Origin of the sequence: Chryseobacterium sp. 7, assembly GCF_003663845.1 — a bacterium.
Taxonomy (GTDB): Bacteria; Bacteroidota; Bacteroidia; order Flavobacteriales; family Weeksellaceae; genus Chryseobacterium.
Genome location: NZ_RCCA01000001.1, coordinates 2,379,597 through 2,404,476, shown reverse-complemented (window position 1 = coordinate 2,404,476; position 24,880 = coordinate 2,379,597). Strand labels below are relative to the sequence as shown.

24 protein-coding genes are annotated in these 24,880 nt (G+C 35.5%); all 24 read left to right on the top strand.

The window, feature by feature from the left end:
- Window positions 1-61: 61 nt before the first annotated feature.
- The 24 genes from CLU97_RS11090 to CLU97_RS10975 all read left to right on the top strand — a co-directional run bounded on the left by CLU97_RS11090 (window position 62) and on the right by CLU97_RS10975 (window position 24,537).
- The gene (locus CLU97_RS11090) at window positions 62-1,420 is read left to right on the top strand and encodes a hemolysin family protein (protein WP_121487979.1); all 1,359 of its coding nucleotides are present in this window, start codon (window positions 62-64) and stop codon (window positions 1,418-1,420) included.
- A 10-nt stretch (window positions 1,421-1,430) separates the two neighbouring features.
- Complete coding sequence (locus CLU97_RS11085) at window positions 1,431-1,736, top strand: ATP-dependent Clp protease adaptor ClpS (RefSeq protein WP_089692611.1); 306 nt, start codon at window positions 1,431-1,433, stop codon at window positions 1,734-1,736.
- A gap of 210 nt (window positions 1,737-1,946) precedes the next feature.
- A complete protein-coding gene (gene udk, locus CLU97_RS11080; protein ID WP_034697618.1) occupies window positions 1,947-2,561 on the top strand; it encodes a uridine kinase in 615 nt (204 codons plus the stop codon).
- Window positions 2,562-2,564: 3 nt separating this feature from the next.
- Window positions 2,565-2,921 carry an FtsB family cell division protein gene (locus tag CLU97_RS11075; RefSeq protein ID WP_034697620.1) on the top strand — a complete coding sequence of 119 codons (357 nt, stop codon included), beginning with the start codon at window positions 2,565-2,567 and terminating at the stop codon, window positions 2,919-2,921.
- Between the two features lie 108 nt (window positions 2,922-3,029).
- Window positions 3,030-4,193 (top strand): methylmalonyl-CoA mutase family protein, encoded by a 1,164-nt coding sequence (locus tag CLU97_RS11070; RefSeq protein WP_121487978.1) that lies wholly within the window; start codon window positions 3,030-3,032, stop codon window positions 4,191-4,193.
- A 209-nt stretch (window positions 4,194-4,402) separates the two neighbouring features.
- Entirely contained in the window at window positions 4,403-4,786 is a 384-nt protein-coding gene (locus CLU97_RS11065; RefSeq protein WP_121487977.1) for a GxxExxY protein, read from the top strand.
- Window positions 4,787-4,886: 100 nt separating this feature from the next.
- Window positions 4,887-5,972: a class I SAM-dependent methyltransferase gene (locus CLU97_RS11060; protein WP_121489715.1), complete on the top strand. Its 1,086-nt coding sequence runs from the start codon at window positions 4,887-4,889 to the stop codon at window positions 5,970-5,972.
- Window positions 5,973-6,103: 131 nt separating this feature from the next.
- On the top strand, window positions 6,104-6,385 hold the full coding sequence (locus CLU97_RS11055; protein WP_121487976.1) for a hypothetical protein: 282 nt from the start codon (window positions 6,104-6,106) through the stop codon (window positions 6,383-6,385).
- A gap of 157 nt (window positions 6,386-6,542) precedes the next feature.
- Entirely contained in the window at window positions 6,543-7,922 is a 1,380-nt protein-coding gene (locus tag CLU97_RS11050) for a dipeptidase (RefSeq protein WP_121487975.1), read from the top strand.
- A 209-nt stretch (window positions 7,923-8,131) separates the two neighbouring features.
- Window positions 8,132-9,070 carry a T9SS type A sorting domain-containing protein gene (locus CLU97_RS11045; RefSeq protein ID WP_121487974.1) on the top strand — a complete coding sequence of 313 codons (939 nt, stop codon included), beginning with the start codon at window positions 8,132-8,134 and terminating at the stop codon, window positions 9,068-9,070.
- Window positions 9,071-9,150: 80 nt separating this feature from the next.
- A complete protein-coding gene (locus CLU97_RS11040; RefSeq protein WP_121487973.1) occupies window positions 9,151-9,858 on the top strand; it encodes an SDR family oxidoreductase in 708 nt (235 codons plus the stop codon).
- Between the two features lie 149 nt (window positions 9,859-10,007).
- A complete protein-coding gene (locus CLU97_RS11035) occupies window positions 10,008-10,754 on the top strand; it encodes an electron transfer flavoprotein subunit beta/FixA family protein (protein ID WP_121487972.1) in 747 nt (248 codons plus the stop codon).
- 98 nt (window positions 10,755-10,852) lie between these two features.
- Window positions 10,853-11,800 (top strand): electron transfer flavoprotein subunit alpha/FixB family protein, encoded by a 948-nt coding sequence (locus CLU97_RS11030; RefSeq protein ID WP_110010256.1) that lies wholly within the window; start codon window positions 10,853-10,855, stop codon window positions 11,798-11,800.
- Window positions 11,801-11,989: 189 nt separating this feature from the next.
- Window positions 11,990-12,589, top strand: a complete 600-nt coding sequence (locus CLU97_RS11025) for a bifunctional nuclease family protein (RefSeq protein WP_121487971.1) — start codon at window positions 11,990-11,992, stop codon at window positions 12,587-12,589.
- Between the two features lie 22 nt (window positions 12,590-12,611).
- On the top strand, window positions 12,612-13,994 hold the full coding sequence (locus tag CLU97_RS11020) for a nucleoside permease (protein ID WP_121487970.1): 1,383 nt from the start codon (window positions 12,612-12,614) through the stop codon (window positions 13,992-13,994).
- Between the two features lie 334 nt (window positions 13,995-14,328).
- Complete coding sequence (locus tag CLU97_RS11015; RefSeq protein ID WP_121487969.1) at window positions 14,329-14,733, top strand: hypothetical protein; 405 nt, start codon at window positions 14,329-14,331, stop codon at window positions 14,731-14,733.
- A 2-nt stretch (window positions 14,734-14,735) separates the two neighbouring features.
- Window positions 14,736-15,146, top strand: a complete 411-nt coding sequence (locus tag CLU97_RS11010) for a hypothetical protein (RefSeq protein WP_121487968.1) — start codon at window positions 14,736-14,738, stop codon at window positions 15,144-15,146.
- A 57-nt stretch (window positions 15,147-15,203) separates the two neighbouring features.
- Window positions 15,204-16,382: an acetyl-CoA C-acyltransferase gene (locus tag CLU97_RS11005; RefSeq protein WP_121487967.1), complete on the top strand. Its 1,179-nt coding sequence runs from the start codon at window positions 15,204-15,206 to the stop codon at window positions 16,380-16,382.
- A gap of 106 nt (window positions 16,383-16,488) precedes the next feature.
- On the top strand, window positions 16,489-17,979 hold the full coding sequence (locus CLU97_RS11000; RefSeq protein ID WP_121487966.1) for an MFS transporter: 1,491 nt from the start codon (window positions 16,489-16,491) through the stop codon (window positions 17,977-17,979).
- Between the two features lie 151 nt (window positions 17,980-18,130).
- On the top strand, window positions 18,131-19,012 hold the full coding sequence (locus tag CLU97_RS10995; RefSeq protein WP_121486905.1) for an IS982 family transposase: 882 nt from the start codon (window positions 18,131-18,133) through the stop codon (window positions 19,010-19,012).
- A gap of 171 nt (window positions 19,013-19,183) precedes the next feature.
- Window positions 19,184-21,304: a M12 family metallo-peptidase gene (locus tag CLU97_RS10990; RefSeq protein WP_228437650.1), complete on the top strand. Its 2,121-nt coding sequence runs from the start codon at window positions 19,184-19,186 to the stop codon at window positions 21,302-21,304.
- Between the two features lie 133 nt (window positions 21,305-21,437).
- Entirely contained in the window at window positions 21,438-22,364 is a 927-nt protein-coding gene (locus CLU97_RS10985) for a mevalonate kinase (protein WP_121487965.1), read from the top strand.
- A 10-nt stretch (window positions 22,365-22,374) separates the two neighbouring features.
- Window positions 22,375-23,304 (top strand): UbiA family prenyltransferase, encoded by a 930-nt coding sequence (locus CLU97_RS10980; RefSeq protein ID WP_121487964.1) that lies wholly within the window; start codon window positions 22,375-22,377, stop codon window positions 23,302-23,304.
- A gap of 63 nt (window positions 23,305-23,367) precedes the next feature.
- Complete coding sequence (locus CLU97_RS10975) at window positions 23,368-24,537, top strand: proline dehydrogenase family protein (protein WP_121487963.1); 1,170 nt, start codon at window positions 23,368-23,370, stop codon at window positions 24,535-24,537.
- The last annotated feature ends 343 nt before the right edge of the window (window positions 24,538-24,880 follow it).

The window sequence follows — 24,880 nt, the reverse complement described above, 5'->3', positions numbered from 1 at the left end:
GGATTCAGGTTATTTTTATTTTACATATCTTTGTAGCTAATAAAATATATACAATCTCTAAATGGACTCGGACATAGTCAGGCTTTTGCTGGCCTTATTTCTTGTTTTACTTAATGGCTTTTTCGTAGCCGCAGAATTTTCAATTGTTAAAGTTCGTTACTCACAAATTCAGTTAAAAGCCGCAGAAGGAAACTCTATGGCAAAACAGGCAGAACATATCATCAAGCATCTTGATGAATATCTTTCCGCCACACAATTAGGAATTACATTGGCATCTCTTGCCCTAGGTTGGGTAGGAGAAAGTGCTTTGCACCACGTGGTTGAAAGCCTCTTTCATTCATTTAATATAGACTTGACCCAAACAACGATTACGACAATTTCAGTGGTAACCAGTTTTGTGTTAATTACCATTATGCACATCGTATTCGGTGAGCTTATTCCAAAATCAATCGCGATCAGAAAATCTGAAGCAACTACAATGGCAACTGCAGTTCCGTTGAGAGTTTTTTATATAATTTTTAAGCCGTTTATATGGTTGATGAATTCGATGTCAAACGGTTTTCTTAGACTGGTTAAAATTCACCCCGCTTCCGAACAGGAAATTCACTCTACGGAAGAACTTCAGCTTTTGGTAAAACAAAGTGCAGACAGCGGTGAGATTGAAGAAGAAAACTATGAGATCATCAAAAATGCATTTGATTTTACAGATCACTCTGCCAAGCAGATCATGGTTCCAAGACAGAATATTACTTCTATAGACTTTGAAGAAGATGTCAACGATATTATCAACAAAATTATGGACAGCGGTTACTCCCGTATTCCTGTTTACATTGACTCTATTGACAATATAATCGGAATTTTCTACACAAAGGAAATTATAAGAGAATTTGTGAAGAGAAAAGGAGATCTGGATCACGAAGACCTTAAAGATTTAATGCGTGATGCATTTTTCGTGGTAGAAAGTAAAAAAGTGTCAGACTTACTGAAAACGTTCCAGCTTAAAAAACAACATATTGCCATTGTTATTGATGAATTTGGAGGAACTGAAGGAATTATTACCCTGGAAGATATTCTTGAGGAGCTTGTAGGAGAAATTCAGGATGAAGAAGATGATGAAGAAAAAATAGTTGATAAAATAGCTGATAATACCTATTGGGTACAGGCTACACAGCCTTTGGACGAAATCAATGAGTTCCTGCCTAGAAGGCTACCTCTTTCTGAAGAAAGCGAATACAATTCATTAGCCGGATTTATTCTTTATGAATTGGAAGAAATTCCTGAAGAAAACCAGGAGTTTGATCTTGAAAATTATCACTTCAAGATTCTGAAAATGAATAATAAGAGTGTAGAACTGGTGGAGCTGGTATATCAGGAACCCAATGCTATTGATAATTTAGCAGATAAAATTGGAGAAGTTTAAAAGAATGAGAATGAGTTTTTATAACAGCATAAAAGACTACGAAAATCCAAAACGTCAGTATGAGGAAGAAGTCCTTGTCCTGGATGATACAGATGAAGTTTATAAACTGGTATTGCATAATGATGATGTTCATACATTTGATTACGTAATAGACTGCCTGATCGAAATATGCAAGCATACGCTGGAACAGGCTGAGCAATGCACTATTTTGGTTCATTACAAAGGCAAGTGTACCGTAAAAACTGGCTCAATGGATGTTTTGAAGCCCATGCATGAAAAATTAATTTCGCGTGAATTAACAAGCGAAATCGTATAAAATAAAAAAACCGACAATCAATTTGTCGGTTTTTTTTATTAAATCCGGACAGGAAAGTTGAGTAATAATGATAAATGACAAAGACTAACGGGCATCCGGGCAATCTTTCAATTTTTAAATGCTTTAATCTTTTAATTTCTCAGTACACTTACATTGCCATATTTTATCTAAAATAGTATATTTGTACCAACTATAAAGAAACAAAAAACAATGCTTGTAATAGGAATTGCCGGTGGTACAGGATCCGGCAAAACTACAGTTGTTGATAAGATACTTCAGCAGCTTGATATTGAGGGAATGAATATCCTCTCTCAGGATAATTATTATCACGACAACCAAGGTCTTACACTCACGGAAAGAGAAGCTTTAAACTATGACCATCCGAAATCCATAGACTTTGACTTACTGATAAAACATGTAAAAGCTTTAAAAAATAATGAGTCTATTGAACAGCCTATTTATAGCTTTGTTACCCATTCCAGAACAGGAGATCATGTCACTGTAGAACCTAAAAACGTATTGGTAGTAGAAGGAATTCTTGTTCTTACCAACAAAGAATTGCTGAAAGAATTTGATTTGAAAGTATTTGTTCATGCAGATTCTGATGAAAGACTGATCAGGAGGATCAGAAGAGATACCCAGGAAAGGGGAAGAGATTTGAGCGAAGTATTACACCGTTATCAGACTACATTAAAACCAATGCATCAGGAATTCATCGAGCCGTCTAAAAATGATGCCGATCTTATTATCCCCAATATGAAGCAGAATTCCGTAGCCATTGATTTTTTAACTACTGTTATTAAAAATTCGTTGAAAAAACACTAAAAAATGGAAGAAAATAACCTTATCAAAGACATTCAGCCGAAATCTGAAACATTCAAACTTATCCAGAAATATGTTTTGAACAAGTATACCATTACGATCTGTCTGTTTTTGGTATGGATGATTTTTTTCGATAAAACCTCATTTCTTGTAATTAATGAACTGAATGGCGAGATTCATAAATATGAAGACCAGCTGGATTATTATAAAAAAGAATATGAGAAAAATGATGCTTTTTATAAAAAACTGATGAACAACAAGTCAGAAAAAGAAAAGTATGCAAGAGAAAATTATTTTATGAAAAAACCGAATGAAGAGATCTTCATTTTGGTGGTAGACAGCACAAAAGTGGCTAAGAAATAAGAGCATGCTAAGCGTCAATAATGAATAGGCAATTCAGCTTGTCTGATAGTACTATTCACTTGTGAAACAAAATTCACCATTGACAATTCACCATTTAAACTAAAACTAATGTCAAATACAGATATACTTTCAAACTGGGAAAATTTAGTTAAAAAACAGCTTAAAACAGAAGATATTTACCCTGTTTTAGAAAAACAAAACCTGGAAGGAGTAGAGGTAAAGCCTTTTTATACAGAAGTTCAGAAACCTTTGTCAAACCTTCCCAGAGTTGAAGAAAGCACCCATTTGGTAGCTAGATACCATGAAAGTCTGGAAGATGAAGTATTTGCATTTGTTCTTGATCAGAATGTAGAAAATCTTGATCAGAAAACCATTTTTGTTAATAGCAAAGAGCTTGCAGGGCACATTAGTCCTAAAGAAGAAGATCAGTATTTTTCTTTGATAGATGTTTTTAATGAAAAAGAAGGAAGCATTGATGATCAGCTGGTAAAAGAATTGCTGGCGAAAGAATTTAAAAGGAGCATTTGTATAGATATTTCCTTGCATCAGAATGCTGGTGCTGCTATTTATCAACAGCTGGGTATTGCTTTGGCAAAAACTAAGGAATTGATAGAGACATATGGAGCTGAAATTTTAAGTAAACTGATTTTCAGAATAGCCGTAGGAGGAAGTTATTTCTTTGAAATGGCCAAACTGAGAGCATTTAAAATCGTTTTTAACCAACTTTCTAAAGAATACGGACTGGATGAAGTTCCATACATTTTTGCAGAGACTTCATTGCGAAATAAAGCTGTTTCTGATAACGAAAACAACCTGATCCGTTCCACGCTGGAACTTGCTTCTGCAATGATTGGAGGTGCTGATGCCGTATTTTCCAATAATTATCTTGTAGACAGAAGTACGGATAACTCAGAGGAAATCTCTTTCAAACAGCAGATTGTTCTGGCTTACGAAAGTATTATTAATGTATTTGAAGACGCTTCCAACGGAAGTTATTATGTAGAAGACATTACCCGTCAGTTTGCAGAAAAAGCATGGGATTTATTGGTGGAAATAGAAGAAGCTGGAGGATATCTTGAGCTTTTGAAACAGGGAATTGTTCAGAAAAAGATCTACGATCATGCTATTGAAGAGCAGCAATGGATTGAAGAAGGAAAAATAAAGCTGATAGGAGTCAATTTATATCCAAAATTAGACGTTAAAAAGTCTATTGAAGATCTTTACAACGAAAAAGAAATAAAAGCCGTTCGTTGGGCAGAAATGTTTGAATAAGATTTTTAACCACAGATTATACAGATTTTCACAGATGATTTTCATAATAATCTGTGAATTTTTTTGTATCATAAGTTTAATACATGAACAATTCTGTGAAATTAAGCCCAGATAAAATTAAATTATAAGTCCCTATTTAAATTTTGGTTTAAATTAAGAAACTGTAATGCTATTTCATAATATTGTACTTTTAATATAAATACAATGTAATGAAAGAAAATGAGATAAGTTTTTACATCAGAAAATCTATATTTTCTGTTTACAATGAACTAGGTCCGGGTCTTTTGGAGAAAGTTTACGAAAGAGTCTTAGCTTATGAACTGGAAAATAATGGTTTAAGAGTACAAACCCAAGTTTCAATGAATATTAAATTTAAAGATGTATTTATTGATTCAAGTTTTATAGCAGATATAATTGTTGAAGATAAAGTAATCATTGAAGTTAAAGCAGTTACTGAAATCTCAAATATTCATCATCAGCAATTATTAACATATTTAAAACTAACAAATTTAAAATTAGGGATTTTAGTTAACTTTAATACTGACTATATTGATAAAAGTATTTTTAGAAAGATAAATGGGAAGTTAGACTAAAAAATGAAGGATAATCATCTGTGTAAATCTGTGAAAATCTGTGGTTAAATTACTAAATAAAGAAGTACAGCACTATATCTATGCAAATCTAAAAACAGATATGCACTCATTGTTATTAAAAAAATCACCATTTCCAGAGGTTTCTATGCAGGAAATTGTACAGCAGATCAAAGGAAAACAGGTAGCAGAGAGAAAATTTCCATTTCTGTTGAAGGAAGGCATTCTTTTCCCGCCACAGCTTAATCTGGAACAGTCATCATCAGAAAAAACAGCCCTATATAAATCCGAAATTCTGAAAGGAAAAACATTTATTGACCTTACAAGTGGTTTTGGTATTGATGCCTATTATCTGTCTCAAAACTTTGACAATATCACTTTGGTAGAACAGAATACCGAACTTTTAAAGATCGTTGAAAATAACTGGAATATCTTAGGTCGTGAGGCAAAGTTCATGAACCTTAAGCTTGAAAATTTTTTGGAGACAAATCAGGAACACTTTGATGTTATTTATCTTGATCCGGCCAGAAGAGACCAGCAAAAAAACAAAGTTTTTCTTTTAGAAGACCTGTCTCCTGATATTCTCGAAATTCAGGAAAAATTACGCTCTATTTCTGATCTTGTGGTCATAAAGCTTTCCCCGCTTATTGATCTTAAGTATCTTGTTTCAGTATTGCCCGGTATCTCAAGGATTGATATTATTGCTCTGAAAAATGACGTAAAGGAAGTTGTAGTCTTTTTATCCAACGAAAATATGGAAGGAATTACCTGCAACTGTGTGAACCTTGAAACTGAAGAAGCGGTCTTTACATTTAGATTTGGGGAGGAAGAAACTGCGGAATCAGAATATTCTGAACCGCAAAAATACATTTACATTCCCAATCACTCCATCTTGAAAGCAGGAGTCTTTAATTTAATTTCTCAAAAATTCGGATTGAAAAAGCTTCATCCGAACAGTCATTTGTATACTTCAGCTGAGAAAAATGAAAACTTTCCCGGAAGAATTTTAGAAATGGAAGTTATTGATTCTAAAAGCATTAAAAAGAAAGAACAGTTCAATGTCATTTCAAAAAATTACCCTTTAAAACCGGAAGAAATCAAAAAGAAATACGGGCTGAAAGATGGAGGAGAGCACTACCTTATTTTTACACAATCCAAAAAAGGGAAAATTATTTTAAAATCAGTATAAAAATGTTGCTGAAAAATGCAGGATTTCTTAATTTTGGGCAATCAAAAATTGAAGGATGAAATCGCAGGCTGTTTAAATAAGCAAAAACAGGGCGGTTTCATATGATTTTTTAAAAAAATTAAATTGTACATATGAAAAAATTGATTATATGTTTAGCTATTGCAACTGTAGCTGTCAGCTGTAAAAAAATATCTGCTGGAGGGAACAAGAATACTCTAAAACTAGAAGAAGGAGCAGAAAGATATTCTGATGACGTTCAGAAAGGTGGAGAAGCTCAGGGACATGGTCATGAGGCTGCTGCAACTGCGGAAGGGCACAAAGAAGAAGCTGCAAAACCTGAAGCTCATGCAACAGACAGTACTGCTGCGGCAAAACCTGCTGAAGCAAAAGAAGCTCCAAAAGCTGAACACTAATTAGTAGTATACAACATACAAATGCCCTGTTTCTGCAGGGCATTTTTTATTAAAAAATCTGACTAAAGGGCTCATTCACAAAAGGTTTGGAAAATCCTGCCTTTTTGTTTGTCGCTGCCGGCCATTTTTTTTAATTTTAACAAAATAAATTTTTACAATGCAAGAGACATTAAATTACATTAACGAAAACAAACAGCGTTTCGTGGATGAATTATTTGAGTTATTGAGAATTCCTTCTATTTCTGCAGATCCGGCGTATAAAGATGACGTTTTGAAATGTGCAGATGTAGTGGCTGCACACCTTAAGAATGCAGGAGCTGATCATGTGGAAGTTTGCCAGACAAAAGGATATCCAATTGTTTTCGGGGAAAAGATTTTAGATAAAAATTTACCTACAGTATTGGTATATGGGCATTATGATGTTCAGCCGGCAGATCCATTGGAATTATGGACAAAGCCGCCTTTTGAGCCTTACATTGAGAAAACTGAACTACACCCGGAAGGAGCCATCTTCGCAAGAGGTTCTGCGGATGATAAAGGACAGTTTTTCATGCATCTGAAGGCTTTTGAAGCCATGATGAAAACCAATGCTCTTCCTTGCAATGTTAAATTTATCTTAGAAGGAGAAGAAGAAGTAGGATCTGTAAGCTTAGGAGACTGGGTAAATGAAAATAAAGAGAAGCTAGCTTGCGACTGTATCCTGATTTCCGATACCCATATCTACAGCAACGAACAACCTACTGTTACAACAGGATTAAGAGGTTTAAGCTATGTAGAAGTAGAAGTGGAAGGACCAAACAGAGACTTACACTCAGGGCTTTATGGCGGAGCAGTACCGAACCCTATTCACGTTCTTTCAAGAATGATTGCCAACCTGATTGATGAAAACGGGCACATTACCATTGACGGATTCTACGACAACGTAGAAGCAGTTTCAGACGCAGAAAGAGCTGAAATGAACAAATTGAAAGACAATCCTGAAGAATTCAAAAAATCAATCGGATTAAGCAATATTGAAGGAGAAAAAGGATATACAACGTTAGAAAGAACATCTATCCGTCCTACTTTAGACTGCAACGGAATCTGGGGCGGTTATACAGGAGAAGGGGCGAAAACAGTAATTCCTTCAAAAGCTTTTGCTAAAATTTCTATGCGTTTGGTTCCTTACCAGACTCCACAGGAGATTACAGAAAAGTTCACGAAATATTTCGAGAAAATGGCTCCAGATACTGTAAAAGTAAAAGTAACCCCTCACCATGGAGGTATGCCTTACGTTCTGCCAACAGACACGAAAGAATTTGCTGCTGCAAAACAAGCAATGGAATCTGCATTCGGAAAAGAAGTTCTTCCGTACAGAGGAGGAGGAAGTATTCCGATTACTGCCATGTTTGAGCAGATTTTAGGAGCTAAGTCTGTATTGATGGGCTTTGGGTTGGATTCTGATGCAATCCACTCTCCAAACGAGCATTATGGATTATTTAATTTCTATAAAGGAATTGAAAGTATCCCAATGTTTTTTGAAAATTATTCAAAGTAATTTAACTAAAATAATAGATCATAAGGTATTTCTGCAAAGAGATACCTTATTTTTTTATCCATTTCATACCATTATGGCCTTTTAGAAATGTGCTTTTGATGTCTTTAAAAATTAAATTCACTGAAAATAAAAGTGTTAATTTTTATTTGCAATAAGTTATTTCACCATTCATGGAAAGTTTATATTTTTAATCCAAAACTTGATTTACTATGAAAAAATACTACTCAATTGCGTTTTTATTGTTGTACATGTGCATTTTTTCACAACAGGCAATATCATTTGAACCTAGTGAAGGTTTCAGTACCGGAAATATTCACGGACAGGCGGGATGGATCAGCACTCCTACAGGCGGTGTGCCGGAAAATATAACGCATCAGATTATTACAGCAGATAAAGCCAGCGATGGAAGTGCTTCCCTTAAAATTGTAAAGGAAGCCACCTACGGAACCCAGTCAGAGCCTATTATCGGAGGATTTTATAATCTTTCAATCCCCCTTTCTTACAACAACTTCTCGGTATCATTTGATATCAATATGTCACAGCTTAACGGTTCTGATTTTGGTTTTCAATGCGTAAATGATGTTGATGATCAGTATGTCATAAGACTGGATTTTGATAAAACAGGGCTGATGAAAATTCTGAATACAATATCAGGAATACAGGATCTGATTGCTGTACCTTCAACATGGCTGCCTAATACCTGGTATAGATTTAAAATTGTTGGAACCGCTGCAGATGTCAGGTATTACCTTAATGAGAATCTGATTTATACAGGCATAGCTGCAGGTGCTATGAATATCAATCAGCTGCGTTTTGTACATAATAATGTATCGGGATCCGCTTATATTGATAATATTAAAATTAATACCGAATTACAACTCATGGATGTAAAAGATTCTAATTTAAAAGATATGGAATTGAAGTTTTACCCAAATCCTGTTGAAGATTTTATCAATATTGATTCAAAAGAGACAAAAATTACCCAAGTAAGTATTGTAGATATGACCGGAAAATCAATCAAAACGATATCATCCGGTGATAAGAAAAATGATGCTCCTGTAAATGTATCAGAACTGGCTGCCGGGAACTATATTCTTGTCATTGACACAGAAAAAGGAAGATTCAATAAGAAATTCATTAAAAAATAAATCCTGATAAATCTTAGTATCAGTAAAACGTTCCAATTGGGGCGTTTTTGTTATTTTAGGGAATTAAAATTTTGAAGCCTATGTCAGAAAATAAAACAGCTTATATAACAGGAGGAACCAAAGGTATCGGTTTCGGGATTGCGAAGATTTTACTTGAAAATGGAATCTCAGTAGCATTTTCGGGAAGAAAAAGAGAAGATGTGATGAAGGCAGAAGAAGAACTTAAGCAATATTCAGAAAATGTGCTAGGGATTGTTTCCGATGTAAGAAGTCTGGAAAGCGAGCAGGAAGCTGTGAAATATACAGTAGAAAAATTCGGAAGACTGGATTATATTATTGCGAATGCCGGGCTGGGTATTTTTAAGCCCGTAGACGAACTGACGGCAGAAGAGTGGAATGATATGATAGAAACCAATCTTACCGGTGTTTTTTATACCTTAAAAGCTTCTGTAGAAGAACTGAAAAAGACAGAAGGATACTATATTACCATTTCCAGTCTGGCAGGTGCCAATTTCTTTGAAAACGGAACAGGGTATAACGCTTCAAAATTCGGTGTGGTAGGGTTTACACAGGCTGCCATGATTGATTTAAGAAAATACAATATCAAATCTACAGTGATTATGCCGGGATCGGTAGCTACTCATTTTAATGGAAATATTCCGTCTGAAAAGGATAATTGGAAGATCCAGCCCGAAGATATGGGGAATCTTATATTGGATATTTTGAAGATGAATCCAAGAGTTTTGCCAAGTAAAATAGAGTTTAGGGCAACAAAACCAGCCAAGTAACTACATCTAATGTATTGAATAATAATTTAATAAGTATTATGCATGCATAATATATTTTTTATTTATATTAGCAAAAATTAATTTAAACAAAATCTCTGCATAAACTGTCATGATTTTATGCATTAAAGGGAAAAAATAAAATAGTACACATGAAAATATTAGTTTGTATTAGTAGTGTTCCGGATACTACTTCCAAAATTAACTTTACAGCAGATAAATCTGCTTTCGACAAAAACGGAATTCAGTGGGTAATTAATCCATTAGACGAATTTGCGTTGACAAAAGCGGTTAAACTTCAGGAAGCTCAGGGAGCAACAGTAACAGTTATCAACGTAGGAGATGCTGCTACAGAACCTGTGATCAGAAAAGCTTTAGCTATTGGTGCTAATGATGCTGTAAGAGTAAATCTTGATCCGAAAGACAGCTATTCTACAGCAAAAGAAATTGCTGCTGTAGCTCAAAACGGAGGATATGATCTTATCCTTTGCGGAAAAGAATCTATCGACTATAACGGAGGATCTGTTCCGGGAATGGTGGCTCAGCTATTGAACCAGCCTTTCGTAAACGCTTCAGTAGGTTTAGATGTAAACGGAAGCGAAGCTACTGCAGTAAGAGAAATTGAAGGAGGGAAAGAAACTATTTCTGTAAAATTACCGGCAATTATTGCAGGTCAGAAAGGATTGGTAGATGAGAAAGACCTTATCATCCCGAATATGAGAGGAATTATGTCGGCAAGAACAAAACCTCTGCAGGTAGTAGAGCCGTCTTCTTCAGAAGTAAAAGTTCAGGGCGTATCTTATGACAGCGTTCCGCCAAGAGCTGCTGTGAAAATGGTTTCTCCTGACAATCTGGATGAATTGGTAAGATTACTTCACGAAGAAGCTAAAGTAATCTAATAAAGATAACAGGTATGAGGTGATAGGCAGCAGTTTTATACAAACTTCTTAAACCTAATCCCTGGAACCTAAACCCTACAACCTAAAAATTAAAAACAATGGCAGTATTCGTATACGCAGAAAATATAAACGGAGTTTACAAAAAAGCAGCTTTCGAAGCAGTTTCTTACGCTAAAGCTATTGCTGATAAAGCTGGAGATACCGTAACGGCAATCTCTGTAAACCCAACAGATTCTTCAGATTTATTGTACAAATATGGAGCATCAAACGTTATCAACATCAAAGACGAAGGTCTTAAAAACTTCTCAGCAAAAGCATTTGCACAGGCTGTAAGTGAAGTGGCAGACGGAAATATAATCGTTTTCCCTCATACTACTGATGCCTCTTCCGTTGCTCCTATGCTTGCTGTAATGAAGAACTATTCTTTAATTACCAACGCACTGGAAGCTCCTGAAAGCCTTTCTCCTTTCCAGGTAAAAAGAAGAGCATTCTCAGGAAAAGGTTTCATGCATGCAAAAGCAGAAGGAAACGGAGTAATTGTTACCGTTTCTCAAAATGCTTTCGGTGTTAAAGAAAATGCAGTATCTGGTTCAGAAGAAGTGAAAAACTTATCCGTAGCCAATGAAGATACTAAAGTAATTTCTCACGAGCAGAGTTCAGGTAAATTAGACCTTAAAGAAGCAGAAGTTGTTGTTTCTGCCGGTAGAGGAATGAAAGGACCTGAAAACTGGGGTATGATTGAAGATTTAGCAAACGTTTTAGGAGCTGCTACAGCATGTTCTAAACCGGTTTCTGATATCGGATGGAGACCTCACACAGAACACGTAGGACAGACAGGTAAAGCAATTTCCCCTAACCTTTATGTGGCTGTAGGAATTTCAGGAGCTATTCAGCACCTTGCTGGAGTAAACTCTTCGAAAACGATCGTAGTAATCAACAGTGATCCTGAAGCACCGTTCTTCAAGTCTGCTGACTACGGAGTAGTAGGAGATGCTTTCCAGATTATTCCTGCATTGACAGAGAAAATTAAAGCAATTAAAGGATAAGAAAGTGAATTGTGAATAGTCAATTCGCTTTGCTTGGTAATTTTTAATTAAATAATTCACTTGCGAAGCAAAATTCACTATTGACTTTTGACAATCATCAATAATATAGATAAAAGCTCGGCTTTCCGGGCTTTTATTTTTGCGTAAAAAAGTGAAAACACAACAAAAAATTAATCTATATTTGTAGCTATGGATTATAAGCAGCTAATTATTCGCGGAATATCGTACAGCCAGACACAATCAGGGGCGTACGCATTGTTACTGGAGCATGAAGAAACACACATAAAATTACCTGTTGTTATAGGAAATTTCGAAGCCCAGTCTATCTCTCTCGGACTGGAAAAAGATATACATCCACCGCGTCCTCTTACTCATGATTTATTTACAAAATTTATTGTTTCTGCCAATTATGAGTTAATTTCTGTCATAATCTATCAGATTGTAGACGGAGTATTCTTTTCTAATATCAATTTTAAAAATAAAGTTACTGAAGAAGAATTAATCCTTGATGCCAGAACTTCTGATGCCGTTGCCATGGCCGTAAGATTTGATGCCCCAATATTTACCACACAGCAGGTGTTAAATGAAGCAGGAATTTTACTGGAGCTGGAAGACGTTGCAAAAGAAGATCAGTCCTTCTCAGAAACTGTACAGACGGAAGACAGCCTGAAATCTCTTTCTATGGAAGAGCTTCAGAAATTACTGGAAGATGCCGTTAAAGAAGAAGACTATGATACCGCCCTTGAAATTCAGGAAGAAATCAAGAGGAGGAAAAAGAAAATTGACTAAAGAGATACTTTTTATATAAACTATGAATTTAAAATTACGACTGACCATCCTCAGTTTTCTCCAGTTTTTTGTGTGGGGAGCATGGCTGATTACGATGGCTAACTTCTGGTTTGGCACCAAACATTGGGACGGAACGCAGTTTGGAGCAGTGTTCGGAACAATGGGAATTGCTTCCATATTTATGCCAACCATTACTGGAATTATTGCAGACCGCTGGATCAATGCGGAACGTATTTTTTCAGTATTACACATTCTGTATGGGGTCATTCTTTTCGTACTTCCTCATTCAGCAGACCCGAATTCTTTCTTTTCGGTGATGCTGCTGGCTATGTGTTTCTACATGCCTACGATCGCCCTGGCTAACTCTATTTCTTATACAATCCTGAAAAATAATAATCTGGATGTTGTAAAAGACTTCCCACCCATTCGTGTATGGGGAACTATTGGTTTTATTGTAGCCATGTGGATTACCAATCTTAGTGGAAACAAAGCGACAGAAGGACAGTTTTATATTGGAGGGGCTGTAGCTATTCTCTTAGGTATCTATGCTCTTACATTACCCAAATGCCCACCGCAAAAGCTTATTGATAAAAATTCACCATTATCTGAACAGTTAGGATTGAATGCATTTAAGCTTTTCGGAAACTATAAAATGGCATTGTTTTTCTTATTCTCAATGCTTTTAGGAGCGGCACTTCAGCTTACCAATGCTTATGGAGATGTGTTCTTAAGTGAATTTGCCCATTTTCCGAAATATGCAGACTCATTTGTAGTACAGAGATCTACAATCATTATGTCAATTTCTCAGGTTTCTGAAACCCTGTTTATCCTGGCAATTCCTTTCTTCTTGAAGAAATTCGGAATCAAAAAAGTAATGCTGATGTCTATGCTGGCCTGGGTGTTAAGATTCGGATTCTTTGCATATGGTGTTCCGGACGGGTTCGGGCTTTCATTAATCATTCTTTCCTGTATTGTGTACGGAATGGCTTTCGATTTCTTTAATATCTCAGGTTCACTTTTCGTAGAAACTACTACTGATAAAAAGATACGCTCTTCGGCTCAGGGATTGTTTATGATGATGACTAACGGTTTCGGAGCTGTTTTTGGAAGTTATATTGCAGGATGGGCTATTGATAAATTCTTTACACATAAATTTACAACGGCTTCAGATCTGTCTACCTATCTTCAAACGACACCGGATAATCCTACTTTCCTGGAAATTTTAAAGAACAGTTTCAATTCAGCTGTGAATTCAGACGGAACTCTTTCTGCTGTAGTGATGGTAAAAGACTGGCAGCAGATATGGCTTTCTTTCGCGATCTATGCACTGGTGCTGGCAATATTTTTTGGTATATTGTTTAAACATAAACATAACCCGGAAGATGTTTCATCCGTAAAGCATTAATTAAAAATTAATAAGATATTAAATTGCATTTTTGAAAGAAGATGCAATTTTTTTATTTTAAATCCTTGTGCTGTCTGGAATCTGCTGGTTAAGAATACTTTTATTCCCGATTTTTGAAACGATGCTTTTCTGAAGAAAAATAGGGACTTCAGACTGATACAGAACTCTTAAATGTTAATTTTTGATTTAGCAATAAATTTCTTCTTTCTTTGTGTAATTATTAAAAATATCGAGTCTTTTTTATAGCTAACAAGTGTTCGGGTATGGAAATTCTATTTTTAAAACACACTCTTTAAAAGTGTGTTTTTTTTTGTATTTTGGCACTTTAGTAAATATGAAAAATATTCAGTTATTAGGATTACTGTTAGTAATTGCAGGTAGTTTTTTGCCCTTGGTACATGTACCAATCATAGGAAATTGGAACTATTGGAAGCTTGATCATTACCTGGCTGTTGCATGCTGGATTCTTTGTGCATGTGCGGCTTTTGGAATTGTGAATAACAGTGCGAAAATAGTAAAGCTTTTTGGTATTCTGCTTATTCTTTTATTTGCGTTTACCTTATTCGCTGTAAAAATGCAGTCTTTACAATATTTCAGCTTTTTACCATTCAAATCCTGGCAGGAAACTTTTGCCGGAATCGTTAAACTGAGATGGGGCTGGATCGTAGAGTTTTTAGGAGCTTTTCTTCTGGTTTTCTCAGGAGGAAATAAGAAAGTTAATAATACAACACAAATATAGAAATGAACTTATTAAAAATATTCTCAGCAGGAATGCTGTTGACTGCAGCTATTCAGATTCAGGCTCAGACAACAGAGCAGAAAAAACCGGATAATCCGGCTAAATGTGCCAACATTAAAGAAGGGAAGTTTATAAGAGCAAACTACCCGGAATCCATATGGAATATGACCATTAAAGATAATGTTCAGACCGAATATTTCAATAATGGAAAAGATTTTATCAAATCAACATTGGTTTTCATAGATGATTGCAACTACAAAGCGATTGTCATGGAAAAGTCTGATAAAAATGATCCTGCACAGGTAGGAGATGTCTTCAACAATAAAATAGTAGCCACTCAGGATAATCTTTTGAAAGTGAATACTAAAATTGAAGGAACATCATTCGACGTAGTGTACGTAAAAGTGAAATAAATTCTAACTATAAAAATGGAACGCTGGTTCCGTTTTGGCTAAATAAAAATTATATACATGAAAGAAGTATTCATTGTTTCCGCAGTAAGAACACCTATGGGGAGTTTTATGGGAAGCTTATCAACAGTTCCGGCTACAAAACTGGGAGCAACTGCTGTAAAAGGAGCATTAGATAAAATTGGTTTAGATCCTAATGCTGTTCAGGAAATCTATATGGGAAATGTTCTTCAGGCAGGAGAAGGCCAGGCACCGGCTCGTCAGGTAGCATTAGGTGCAGGTCTTTCAATCAATACACCTTCTACTACAGTGAATAAAGTTTGTGCTTCAGGAATGAAGGCTGTAACAATGGCAGCTCAGGCAATCAAAGCTGGAGATGCAGAAGTAATTGTTGCAGGAGGTATGGAGAATATGTCTTTAGTTCCTCACTATTACAACGCAAGAGTAGCTACCAAGTTAGGCGATATCAAAATGCTTGACGGAATGGTACTTGACGGTCTTACAGACGTATACAACAAAGTACATATGGGAGTATGTGCAGAAAAATGTGCGGCAGACTATAATATTACAAGAGAAGATCAGGATAATTTCGCTATTGAATCTTACAAAAGATCAGCAAAAGCGTGGAGCGAAGGTAAATTCAGTGAAGAAATTGTACCGGTTTCTATTCCTCAGAGAAAAGGAGAGCCCGTAATCTTTGCTGAAGATGAAGAATACAAAGCTGTAAACTTCGACAGAATTTCAACCCTTCCTACTGTATTCAAAAAAGAAGAAGGAACGGTAACTGCAGCTAATGCATCTACTCTGAACGATGGGGCTTCTGCATTAATCCTTGTTTCCAAAGAAAAAATGGAAGAGCTTGGATTAAAACCTCTTGCAAAAATCGTTTCTTACGCTGATGCAGCACACGAGCCTGAAAACTTTACAACTGCTCCGGCTAAAGCTTTACCTATCGCTCTTAAAAAAGCAGGATTGGAAGTTTCTGACATTGATTTCTTCGAATTCAACGAAGCTTTCTCTGTAGTAGGATTGGCTAATAACAAAATTTTAGGATTAGATGCCGCTAAAGTAAACGTAAACGGCGGTGCTGTAGCTCTAGGACATCCACTGGGAAGTTCAGGATCAAGAATCATCGTTACATTAATTAACGTATTGAAGCAAAATAACGCAAAATACGGTGCAGCAGCAATCTGCAACGGTGGTGGAGGAGCTTCTGCTATCGTAATTGAAAATATCTAATATTCTGTTTCAGAATATATTGCCATTAAGGAATCGATAATTTTTTTAAAAACTTATCCATTTCTTAATGGTTTTTTTATTTTTGTGCTACTAATATATATTTGAAATGTCTGAAACTGAGAATCGACAGCCTAAAAACATAAAGAATAATCCGAAGATTATGAAAGCCTGGGCTGTATATGACTGGGCAAACTCCGTGTATTCCCTGGTTATTACCTCTACTATTTTCCCTATTTATTATTCTATTCTTACCACAGCGTATGAGAAAAAGGAATACATAGCAGAAACCAAAACATGGATTGATGTCCCGGTAAGGCATACCATCAAAATTTTTGGAGAAGGATATCAGCCGGATGCCGTATACGGATATTCACTTACCATATCATTCTTTATCGTAGTATTATTGTCTCCGTTTTTATCTTCATTAGCAGATACCATCGGGAATAAAAAATCTTTCCTGCAGTTTTTCTGCTACCTGGGAGCAACATCTTGTATGGGATTAGCCATGTTTACAGGGATGCATAATGTATTTCTGGGGCTCTTATTCAGTATTACGGCCAGTGTTGGATTCTGGGGAAGTTTGGTGTTTTATAACTCCTTCCTGCCGGATATTGCTACGCCGGACAGGCAGGATGCACTTTCTGCAAGAGGATATGTGTACGGATACATTGGGTCTGTAGTGTTAGTAGTAATCTGTTTGGTTCTGATTCAGGTTTTTGCTAAAGGAGCCGCGCAGCAGTTATTATTTACAAGAATCAGTTTCCTTTTAACAGGAGCATGGTGGTTCGGGTTCTCCCAATATACATTCAAACACCTTCCTCAATTTGGAGATGTGAAAGATAAACTTCCCAAAGATTTGGTATTGCTGAATTACAAGAACATCTTCAAAAAGCATGAAGAGCAGGGAGGGTTCTTTGAAGTATTGAAAGACAATCTGAGCTTCTATAAAGATATTGCAAAAGAGAGTTTCCACGAACTGTTTAAAGTAGGAGGTGAGCTTTTCAAAGACAGAAACCTGAAATTTTTCCTGTCCAGTTTCTTCTTTTACAGTGTGGGAATGCAGACTATTTTCCTTATGGCAACCCTATTCGGAAAGAGTGAGATCAATCTTGCTCAGGACAAACTGATCGGAACCCTTTTGGTAATTCAGATTGAAGCCATCATCGGAGCCGTTATTTTCTCAAGACTATCTAAGAGAATTGGTAACAGAAACGTTATTTCCATTGCCATCATCCTTTGGATCGTAGCATGTCTATGGGCGTATTTCCTGAACAAAGAAAATCCTACGGTAGAATACCAGTTCTATGGAGTGGCAGCAGTAGTAGGTTTGGTAATGGGTGGACTTCAGGCGATGTCCAGATCCACGTATTCAAAATTACTTCCGGAAAACTCAATGGAAAATACTACCTATTTCAGTTTCTATGATGTATTGGAGAAAATTGCCATCATCATCGGGACATTTATCTTTGCAACATTAATTGAGCATTTTAATAATATGCGTATTGCAGCATTGTCTATGACGGTATTCTTTGCTGCTGGGCTCATTTTAATCAGATTTCTCAAGGTCAAAATAAGAACCGACAGAGAAACACTATAAAATTTAAAAGACGTTATTTTTAACGTCTTTTTTTATTTTAACGAATAAAAAACATTTGAAATAATATTTAGTTACCCGTAGTGCATTATAAAAAAGGTTATTCATAATACGAAAAATTCGTATATTGTATTGACTATCAATCTGATACATAATGAATAACCTAGATGCAATTTACAATTTTATTTTAAATGAATTAAAGAAGTTAATCTCAGATGAGAACTTTTATTTCAAACCAATTAAGCCAAAACTGTCTGATTTAGAGATTGTTGCTCTTAATATTTCTGCAGAATATTTATCGATAGATTCAGAATACCAGCTATTTAGACATCTGTCAAATTCAAAATTAAACGGAATGATCGAAAGAAGTGTTTACAACCGTAGAAAGAGGAAATTATTCCTGCATTTGGAAAGGATTCGAAAGCTTATAGTTGTTCGGTTTAATGAGATTGAAAACGTTTTTATTATTGACTCTATGCCTTTGGAAATTTGTAGAAATGCAAGAGCAAAACGCTCCAAAATTTGTAAAGAAAGTGAATTTTCATTTCCAAGTAGAGGTTATTGCGCTTCCCAGTCCAGTTATTATTACGGTTACAAACTGCATGCAATATGTTCTGTTTCCGGGGTTTTTCAAAGTTTTGACATTTCTACGGCAAGCATTCATGATATTCATTTTTTGCAGGATATAAAACATCAAATTAATGACTGTACATTGATCGGAGATCGAGGTTATTTGTCCGCTCAGGTACAATCTGACTTGTTCAATTATGCAAATATAAAACTGGATACACCAATGAGAATCAATCAAAAAAATTACCAAAAACAGAAATATATTTTCAGAAAATCGAGAAAGAGAATTGAGACCCTGTTTTCTCAACTTTGTGATCAATTTAAAATTAGAAGCAACTATGCAAAATCATTTAATGGCTTTAAGACAAGGATATTGAGCAAAATAACAGCACTAACTTTTATTCAATTTGTAAATGTTTTTGTCTTTAATAGAAAAATGAACAATATTAAAATTGCGTTAGTTTGATAATGCACTACGAGTTTAGTTTAAATTATTTATCTGGTTTTTATAATTATTAGAATATAATGATTGTTTTTCACTATATGTTGATTTTTTTTGTTTATTTGTAAAACCATAGACAAAATTACCAAAATCATGAAAAAGTTTCTATTAATTTGTTTTTTACAATGTTTTATCTTGAGTTTTTCTCAAAATTTAAAACCCGTTGCTCAAAAAGTTTCGGAATTTCATAATCGGAAAACAGAAGTTAAAACCTACAATTTATTTCACGTTGATAAGAACCCGGATAAAATAACCGAATATAAAAAGGCCGCAACAGATATCACAGTAATGTCTCTGAAACCTGCAGAACTAAAAAGATTAATCAAAGAAAAACCCGATTTTCTTGAAATCTCTTTTCCCTTTGATGGCGGCAGACAGATCACTGTTGAAATGTATAAACATCAGATTTTAACCAACGATTTTAAAGTAATTACCGAAAAAGGCAAAGCCGTAGAATATACTCCGGGAGTATATTATCAGGGGATTGTAAAAGGAGATAATGCTTCTATTGCAGCCTTTAGTTTTTTTAATGATGATATTGTAGGAGTCGCTTCTACCCCTGAATTAGGAAATGTTGTAATAGGAAAAGCTAAAAATTCTGAAGATTTTGTAAGCTATTCAGATTCTAAGTTGACAGGTTCCAATCCGTTTGCCTGTGATGTGGATGGGCTGAAAGAAAATCAGGTTCAAAGACCGGTTTTTAATCCCAATAATACCAGCAAAAAGAAAACGGATAACTGTGTAAGAATCTACTATGAAGTAGGTTTCGGCCCGTATACTCAAAATGGGAGTAATACGACTACTACAACCAATTGGGTAACTGCCATGCATAATAACGTAACAACGCTATATGCCAATGAGAACGTGAATGTAGCTTTAAGCGAAGTTTTTGTCTGGACTACTACAGATCCTTATGCAGGGTCACCAAGTACCATTCTGAATCAATTCAGAACGACAAGAACTACTTTTAATGGAGATGTAGCGCAGTTATTAAGAAATCCCGCTACAACAAGTATTGCTTATGTTAATTCACTATGCACCACTTACAAATATTCTTATTGCGGAATGAATTTAAACTATCAGAACGTACCTACCTATTCCTGGAATATTGAAGTAATGACCCATGAACTTGGGCATAATTTAGGTTCACCACATACACACTCTTGCTTCTGGAATGGCAATAATACAGCTATTGACGGCTGTGGGCCCGCATCAGGAAACAACGAAGGGTGTACCGCGGCTCTTCCTCCGGCAGGTGGCGGTACCATTATGAGCTACTGTCATTTGCTAAGCAGTGTAGGAATTAACTTCGCAAACGGTTTTGGAGTACAGCCGGGAACGCTGATCAGAAATACAGTAGATTCTAAAGGGTGCCTTGGAACCAATTGTACAACATCTTGTACTACAACCATCTCTAATCTTGCGATTAACAATATCACACAGAGTTCAGCAAACGCTACTTTTACGGATGCTTCCTCTACATCATGGAAGTATAAGCTGACGACAAGCAACGGAACGGCAATATCTTCCGGAAATGCAACAGCACCTTCCTTTAATTTTACAAATCTTCAGCCCGCTACATACTACAGACTAAGTGTAGGAACAGATTGCAGCGGACCAAATGCATTTCAATTATCGCAGCTGTTTTTAACGGATGGAGCATGGTGTGACGGAACCCAGTTCCTGGATACAGGAGGTTCAACAGGGCAGTATGGAGATAATGAAGAACTGGTAAAAACATTTTATCCAACTTCCGGTTCAGCGATGACAATGGCATTTACAGCATTTGATCTGGAACAAGGATATGATTTTATGTATGTATATAATGGACCTTCTACAGCCTCACCATTATTCGCCAACGGGAATAATCTGACGGGAAGCACATTGCCTGGAACTTTTACTTCTACAGATCCTTCCGGTGCCATTACGGTAAGATTTGTTTCTGATGGTGGGGTTACAGGAAATGGATGGAGTGCAAACTTTTCTTGCAGTGTTTTAGCTGTAGAAGATATCAATATAAAAAATAACTCAATTGATATTTACCCGAATCCAGCCAAAAATATAATCACCGTGTCATCAAAAGAAAGACTGAAGGGATATAAAATCTATGATGAAGCAGGAAGACTGGTGCTTTCAGATTCTTCTTTGAAAGGGAATAAACAGGAGATCAACCTTTCTTCCATTCAGACAGGAAACTACGTGATTACCGTTGAAACAGAGAAACAAACCATCAATAAAAAACTGATTAAACAGTAATTTTTAAATAATTTATGATGAAAGCCTGAGATTATCAGGCTTTTTTTGTATATTTAATAGAAAAATTTCGGCCTGAATTTTGCTTATATTCAGCGGAATAATTTTTAACTTTGCAAAAAGATTTATTGTCAATATGACCAACCCTTTATTTTATGCAAAAATAATTCTGTTCGGAGAATATGGAATGATTGAAGATTCCCAGGGACTTGTAGTACCTTACAGTTTCTATAAAGGAACTTTAAAGTTTTCAGATCTGGGTTCTGATTTTGAACTTAATTCCAACAGACACCTGCAGAAATACTCTGATTTTCTTTCAAAGCTTGATCTTTCTGACGATTTTAAGTTGGATATTGAGAGCTTTAAAAACGATATCTCAAACGGACTTTTCTTTGATTCTAATATTCCTCAGGGATATGGAGTGGGAAGTTCAGGAGCTTTGGTAGCGGCTATTTTTGAAAAATATTCAATCAGTAAGCTTAATCCGGAGAACATTTCAAAAGATAATCTTAAAAAATTAAAAGCTGTTTTTGGAGAAATGGAAAGCTATTTCCATGGAAAAAGTTCTGGAATGGATCCGTTGATCTGTTATATGAACCTGCCGATTCTTATCGAAAATAAAGAAAATTTAGACCGGGTAAATATTCCGGAAGGAGAAGAAGGAAAAGGAGCTATTTTCCTGATCGATTCGGGAATAACGGGAGAAACAGGCCCTATGATTCAGATTTTCTTTGAAAAAATGAAGACAGAAGGTTTCCGTAAAACCCTGAAAGAAGAATTCATCCGTTATAACAACGCATGTATTGAATCTTTCCTTAAAAAAGACATGAATCCTTTCTTCAGAAACCTGAAAAAACTGTCTCACTGGGCCTATGAACATTTCCGTCCAATGATTCCTGAAAGTATCTTTAATATCTGGAAAAAAGGTCTGGATTCCAATGCCTATTATCTGAAACTCTGCGGCAGCGGTGGAGGCGGCTATATCTTAGGATTTACCAAAGATTATGCAAAAGCAGAAAAAATGCTTGAAGGCTTCCAAAAAGAAGTGATTTACAGATTTTAAACAGATTGGAATGAATTCTGAAAAAGAAACTTTCCAATCTAAAAACTATGTATCAAAATCTTTATTTTACAGATTTTCACAATTCCTGGGCTTTCTCCTCGGAGCACGTTTTTTTGTAGCTGCATTATTGACGTTTGCCCTTTATGTTTCTACTTTTTTCCTGTTCAACCAGGATGAATCCTTTCAAAAATTCGTCTTTGATTTCAAAGTACACGGTATTATTTTCTGTACCGTTCTTACCATACTTGCTGGAGGAATTATTAACCAGTTCTATGATCTGGAAAAAGATCATATTGTGAAGCCTTTCAGAACGAGGGTACAGAGCTTCATCAAGCAGAAATACTTTCTATACGCTTACCTCACACTTAGTGCTATTTCTTTAGGAGTGGCGTGGGCAATTTCCCATAATGTGTTTGTTTTCTTTGTGGTATATCAGTTCTTTATGTGGTTTTACAGCCATAAACTGAGCCGAATTCTGATCTTAAACAACCTTACCTTTGTCAGCCTTACCTTATATCCTTTCTTTGGAATGATGGTATATTATGAAACCTTTTCCAAAAAAGTCTTTCTGATGGCTGTTTTCCTTTTTCTTATCTTACTGTGCATTGATATTGTGAAAGATACCCTTACCAAAAGTGTAGATAAAACATTTGGATATACTACTATTCCCAATTATTTTAAAAGCAGAAATACCAAAATAATTCTGACCGTTTTATTGATGATCACTATGGCGGTTTCTATGAAGATCATCACCAAAACAGGAGTTACAGGATTCATGGCGTATTATTTTGCCGGAGGGCTTTTTGTTATGATCTTGTGTATCTATCTCCTTATTAATGCTTCCAGAAGGGCTAACTTCTTTACGTTAAATATTTTACGATTTTGGGTTTTTGTAGGAATTATTGCCATGCTTTTAAACGGAATAGAGCATAAATTATAAAAAATTTCTTTAAATAAACTGAGGTTATTAGTACCTTTGCGAAAATAAATTTAATAAATAGGAATGCCCATTTTTAACGATACTAAAGTTGCATTTGCAGACAAGTCTGATGCACAATTGAAAAAGGCTTACTGGATGTTTAAAATGATTGAACAGCCTGCTCTTACCAGCCTTGGAACATCTGTCCTTAATTTTACAGTACACAACAATTTTCCTTTCGTTACCGGAATTGTAAAAAATACCTTATTTGCACAGTTTTGTGGTGGCGAAACCCGTGAAGAAAGTATGAAAGTGGTGAAACAGCTGTTCAAAAGAGGAGTTGGAAGTATCTTCGATTACTCTATTGAAGGGAAAGAAGATGAAGCAACTTTTGATGCTGTCTGCAAAGAAATTAAAGATATTGTAAGATTCTCAGTGGGAAATCCGGCAATTCCTTTTATTGTGTTTAAACCTACGGCTTTCGGAAGAATTGATCTTTATGAAGCAGTTGGAAAAGGAGCAGAACTTACTACCAGCCAGAAAGAGGAATGGGAAAGAGTTGTGAAAAGATTTGATGAAGTATGCAGTCTTTGTCACGAAAATGATAAAAAAGTAATGGTAGATGCTGAAGAGACCTGGATGCAGGATGCCGCAGACCACCTTTGCGAAGAGATGATGGAGAAGTATAACCAGGAAAAACCTATCGTTTGGAATACCATTCAGATGTACAGAACCGGAAGGCTGGAATATATGGAAGCTCATCTTCAGAGAGCAAGGGAGAAGAACTACTTTATTGGATACAAGATCGTGCGTGGTGCTTATATGGAAAAAGAAAGAGCCAGAGCAGCAGAAAAAGGTTATGCAGATCCTATTCAGCCTAATAAAGAGGCTTCAGATAAAAACTATAATGCCGGAATTGATTTTGTGATGAATCACCTGGATAAAGTTTCTGCGTTCTTCGGAACCCATAACGAGATCTCTTCGGAGCTGATTATGGATAAAATGCAGGCAAAATCTCTGGAAAATGATAATCCGCACGTGTATTTTGGGCAGCTTTACGGAATGAGTGATAATATCACGTTCTATTTGTCTGATAAGGGCTATAATGTGGCTAAATATCTTCCATATGGACCTGTAAAAGATGTAGTACCATATCTAACAAGAAGAGCCCAGGAAAATACCTCTGTAGCCGGACAAACCGGAAGAGAACTGGGATTGATTAAAAATGAACTGGAAAGAAGAAAGAAACAATAATATTGTTCTTTATATACCAATCAGGCTCGCAGATTTGCGGGCCTTTTTTATGAGGGTTAATTCATGAAATATATGGGTTTTCATTATTAACTATAATTACTAAAAATCAATATAAATTTTATTTACATTAATTATATGTTAAAATAATTCTATTTTTATTGCCAATTTGTTTTTAAATATTTATATTTGATAGAGCCATAAAAAAACAATGAATGAAAATATTCTATTAATTATTATAATACAACTTATAACAGGATTTTTATCCTGCAAAGAACAATATTTACTTCTTTATAAATAACCGAAACTATAAAACATATTGTGAACAGATGATGCCGTAAAAAGA

Coding starts and splice junctions, on each gene's coding strand:
- CLU97_RS11090 (WP_121487979.1), top strand. CDS start 62: ATGGACTCGGACATAGTCAGGCTTTTGCTGGCCTTATTTCTTGTTTTA.
- CLU97_RS11085 (WP_089692611.1), top strand. CDS start 1,431: ATGAGTTTTTATAACAGCATAAAAGACTACGAAAATCCAAAACGTCAG.
- udk (WP_034697618.1), top strand. CDS start 1,947: ATGCTTGTAATAGGAATTGCCGGTGGTACAGGATCCGGCAAAACTACA.
- CLU97_RS11075 (WP_034697620.1), top strand. CDS start 2,565: ATGGAAGAAAATAACCTTATCAAAGACATTCAGCCGAAATCTGAAACA.
- CLU97_RS11070 (WP_121487978.1), top strand. CDS start 3,030: ATGTCAAATACAGATATACTTTCAAACTGGGAAAATTTAGTTAAAAAA.
- CLU97_RS11065 (WP_121487977.1), top strand. CDS start 4,403: ATGAAAGAAAATGAGATAAGTTTTTACATCAGAAAATCTATATTTTCT.
- CLU97_RS11060 (WP_121489715.1), top strand. CDS start 4,887: ATGCACTCATTGTTATTAAAAAAATCACCATTTCCAGAGGTTTCTATG.
- CLU97_RS11055 (WP_121487976.1), top strand. CDS start 6,104: ATGAAAAAATTGATTATATGTTTAGCTATTGCAACTGTAGCTGTCAGC.
- CLU97_RS11050 (WP_121487975.1), top strand. CDS start 6,543: ATGCAAGAGACATTAAATTACATTAACGAAAACAAACAGCGTTTCGTG.
- CLU97_RS11045 (WP_121487974.1), top strand. CDS start 8,132: ATGAAAAAATACTACTCAATTGCGTTTTTATTGTTGTACATGTGCATT.
- CLU97_RS11040 (WP_121487973.1), top strand. CDS start 9,151: ATGTCAGAAAATAAAACAGCTTATATAACAGGAGGAACCAAAGGTATC.
- CLU97_RS11035 (WP_121487972.1), top strand. CDS start 10,008: ATGAAAATATTAGTTTGTATTAGTAGTGTTCCGGATACTACTTCCAAA.
- CLU97_RS11030 (WP_110010256.1), top strand. CDS start 10,853: ATGGCAGTATTCGTATACGCAGAAAATATAAACGGAGTTTACAAAAAA.
- CLU97_RS11025 (WP_121487971.1), top strand. CDS start 11,990: ATGGATTATAAGCAGCTAATTATTCGCGGAATATCGTACAGCCAGACA.
- CLU97_RS11020 (WP_121487970.1), top strand. CDS start 12,612: ATGAATTTAAAATTACGACTGACCATCCTCAGTTTTCTCCAGTTTTTT.
- CLU97_RS11015 (WP_121487969.1), top strand. CDS start 14,329: ATGAAAAATATTCAGTTATTAGGATTACTGTTAGTAATTGCAGGTAGT.
- CLU97_RS11010 (WP_121487968.1), top strand. CDS start 14,736: ATGAACTTATTAAAAATATTCTCAGCAGGAATGCTGTTGACTGCAGCT.
- CLU97_RS11005 (WP_121487967.1), top strand. CDS start 15,204: ATGAAAGAAGTATTCATTGTTTCCGCAGTAAGAACACCTATGGGGAGT.
- CLU97_RS11000 (WP_121487966.1), top strand. CDS start 16,489: ATGTCTGAAACTGAGAATCGACAGCCTAAAAACATAAAGAATAATCCG.
- CLU97_RS10995 (WP_121486905.1), top strand. CDS start 18,131: ATGAATAACCTAGATGCAATTTACAATTTTATTTTAAATGAATTAAAG.
- CLU97_RS10985 (WP_121487965.1), top strand. CDS start 21,438: ATGACCAACCCTTTATTTTATGCAAAAATAATTCTGTTCGGAGAATAT.
- CLU97_RS10980 (WP_121487964.1), top strand. CDS start 22,375: ATGAATTCTGAAAAAGAAACTTTCCAATCTAAAAACTATGTATCAAAA.
- CLU97_RS10975 (WP_121487963.1), top strand. CDS start 23,368: ATGCCCATTTTTAACGATACTAAAGTTGCATTTGCAGACAAGTCTGAT.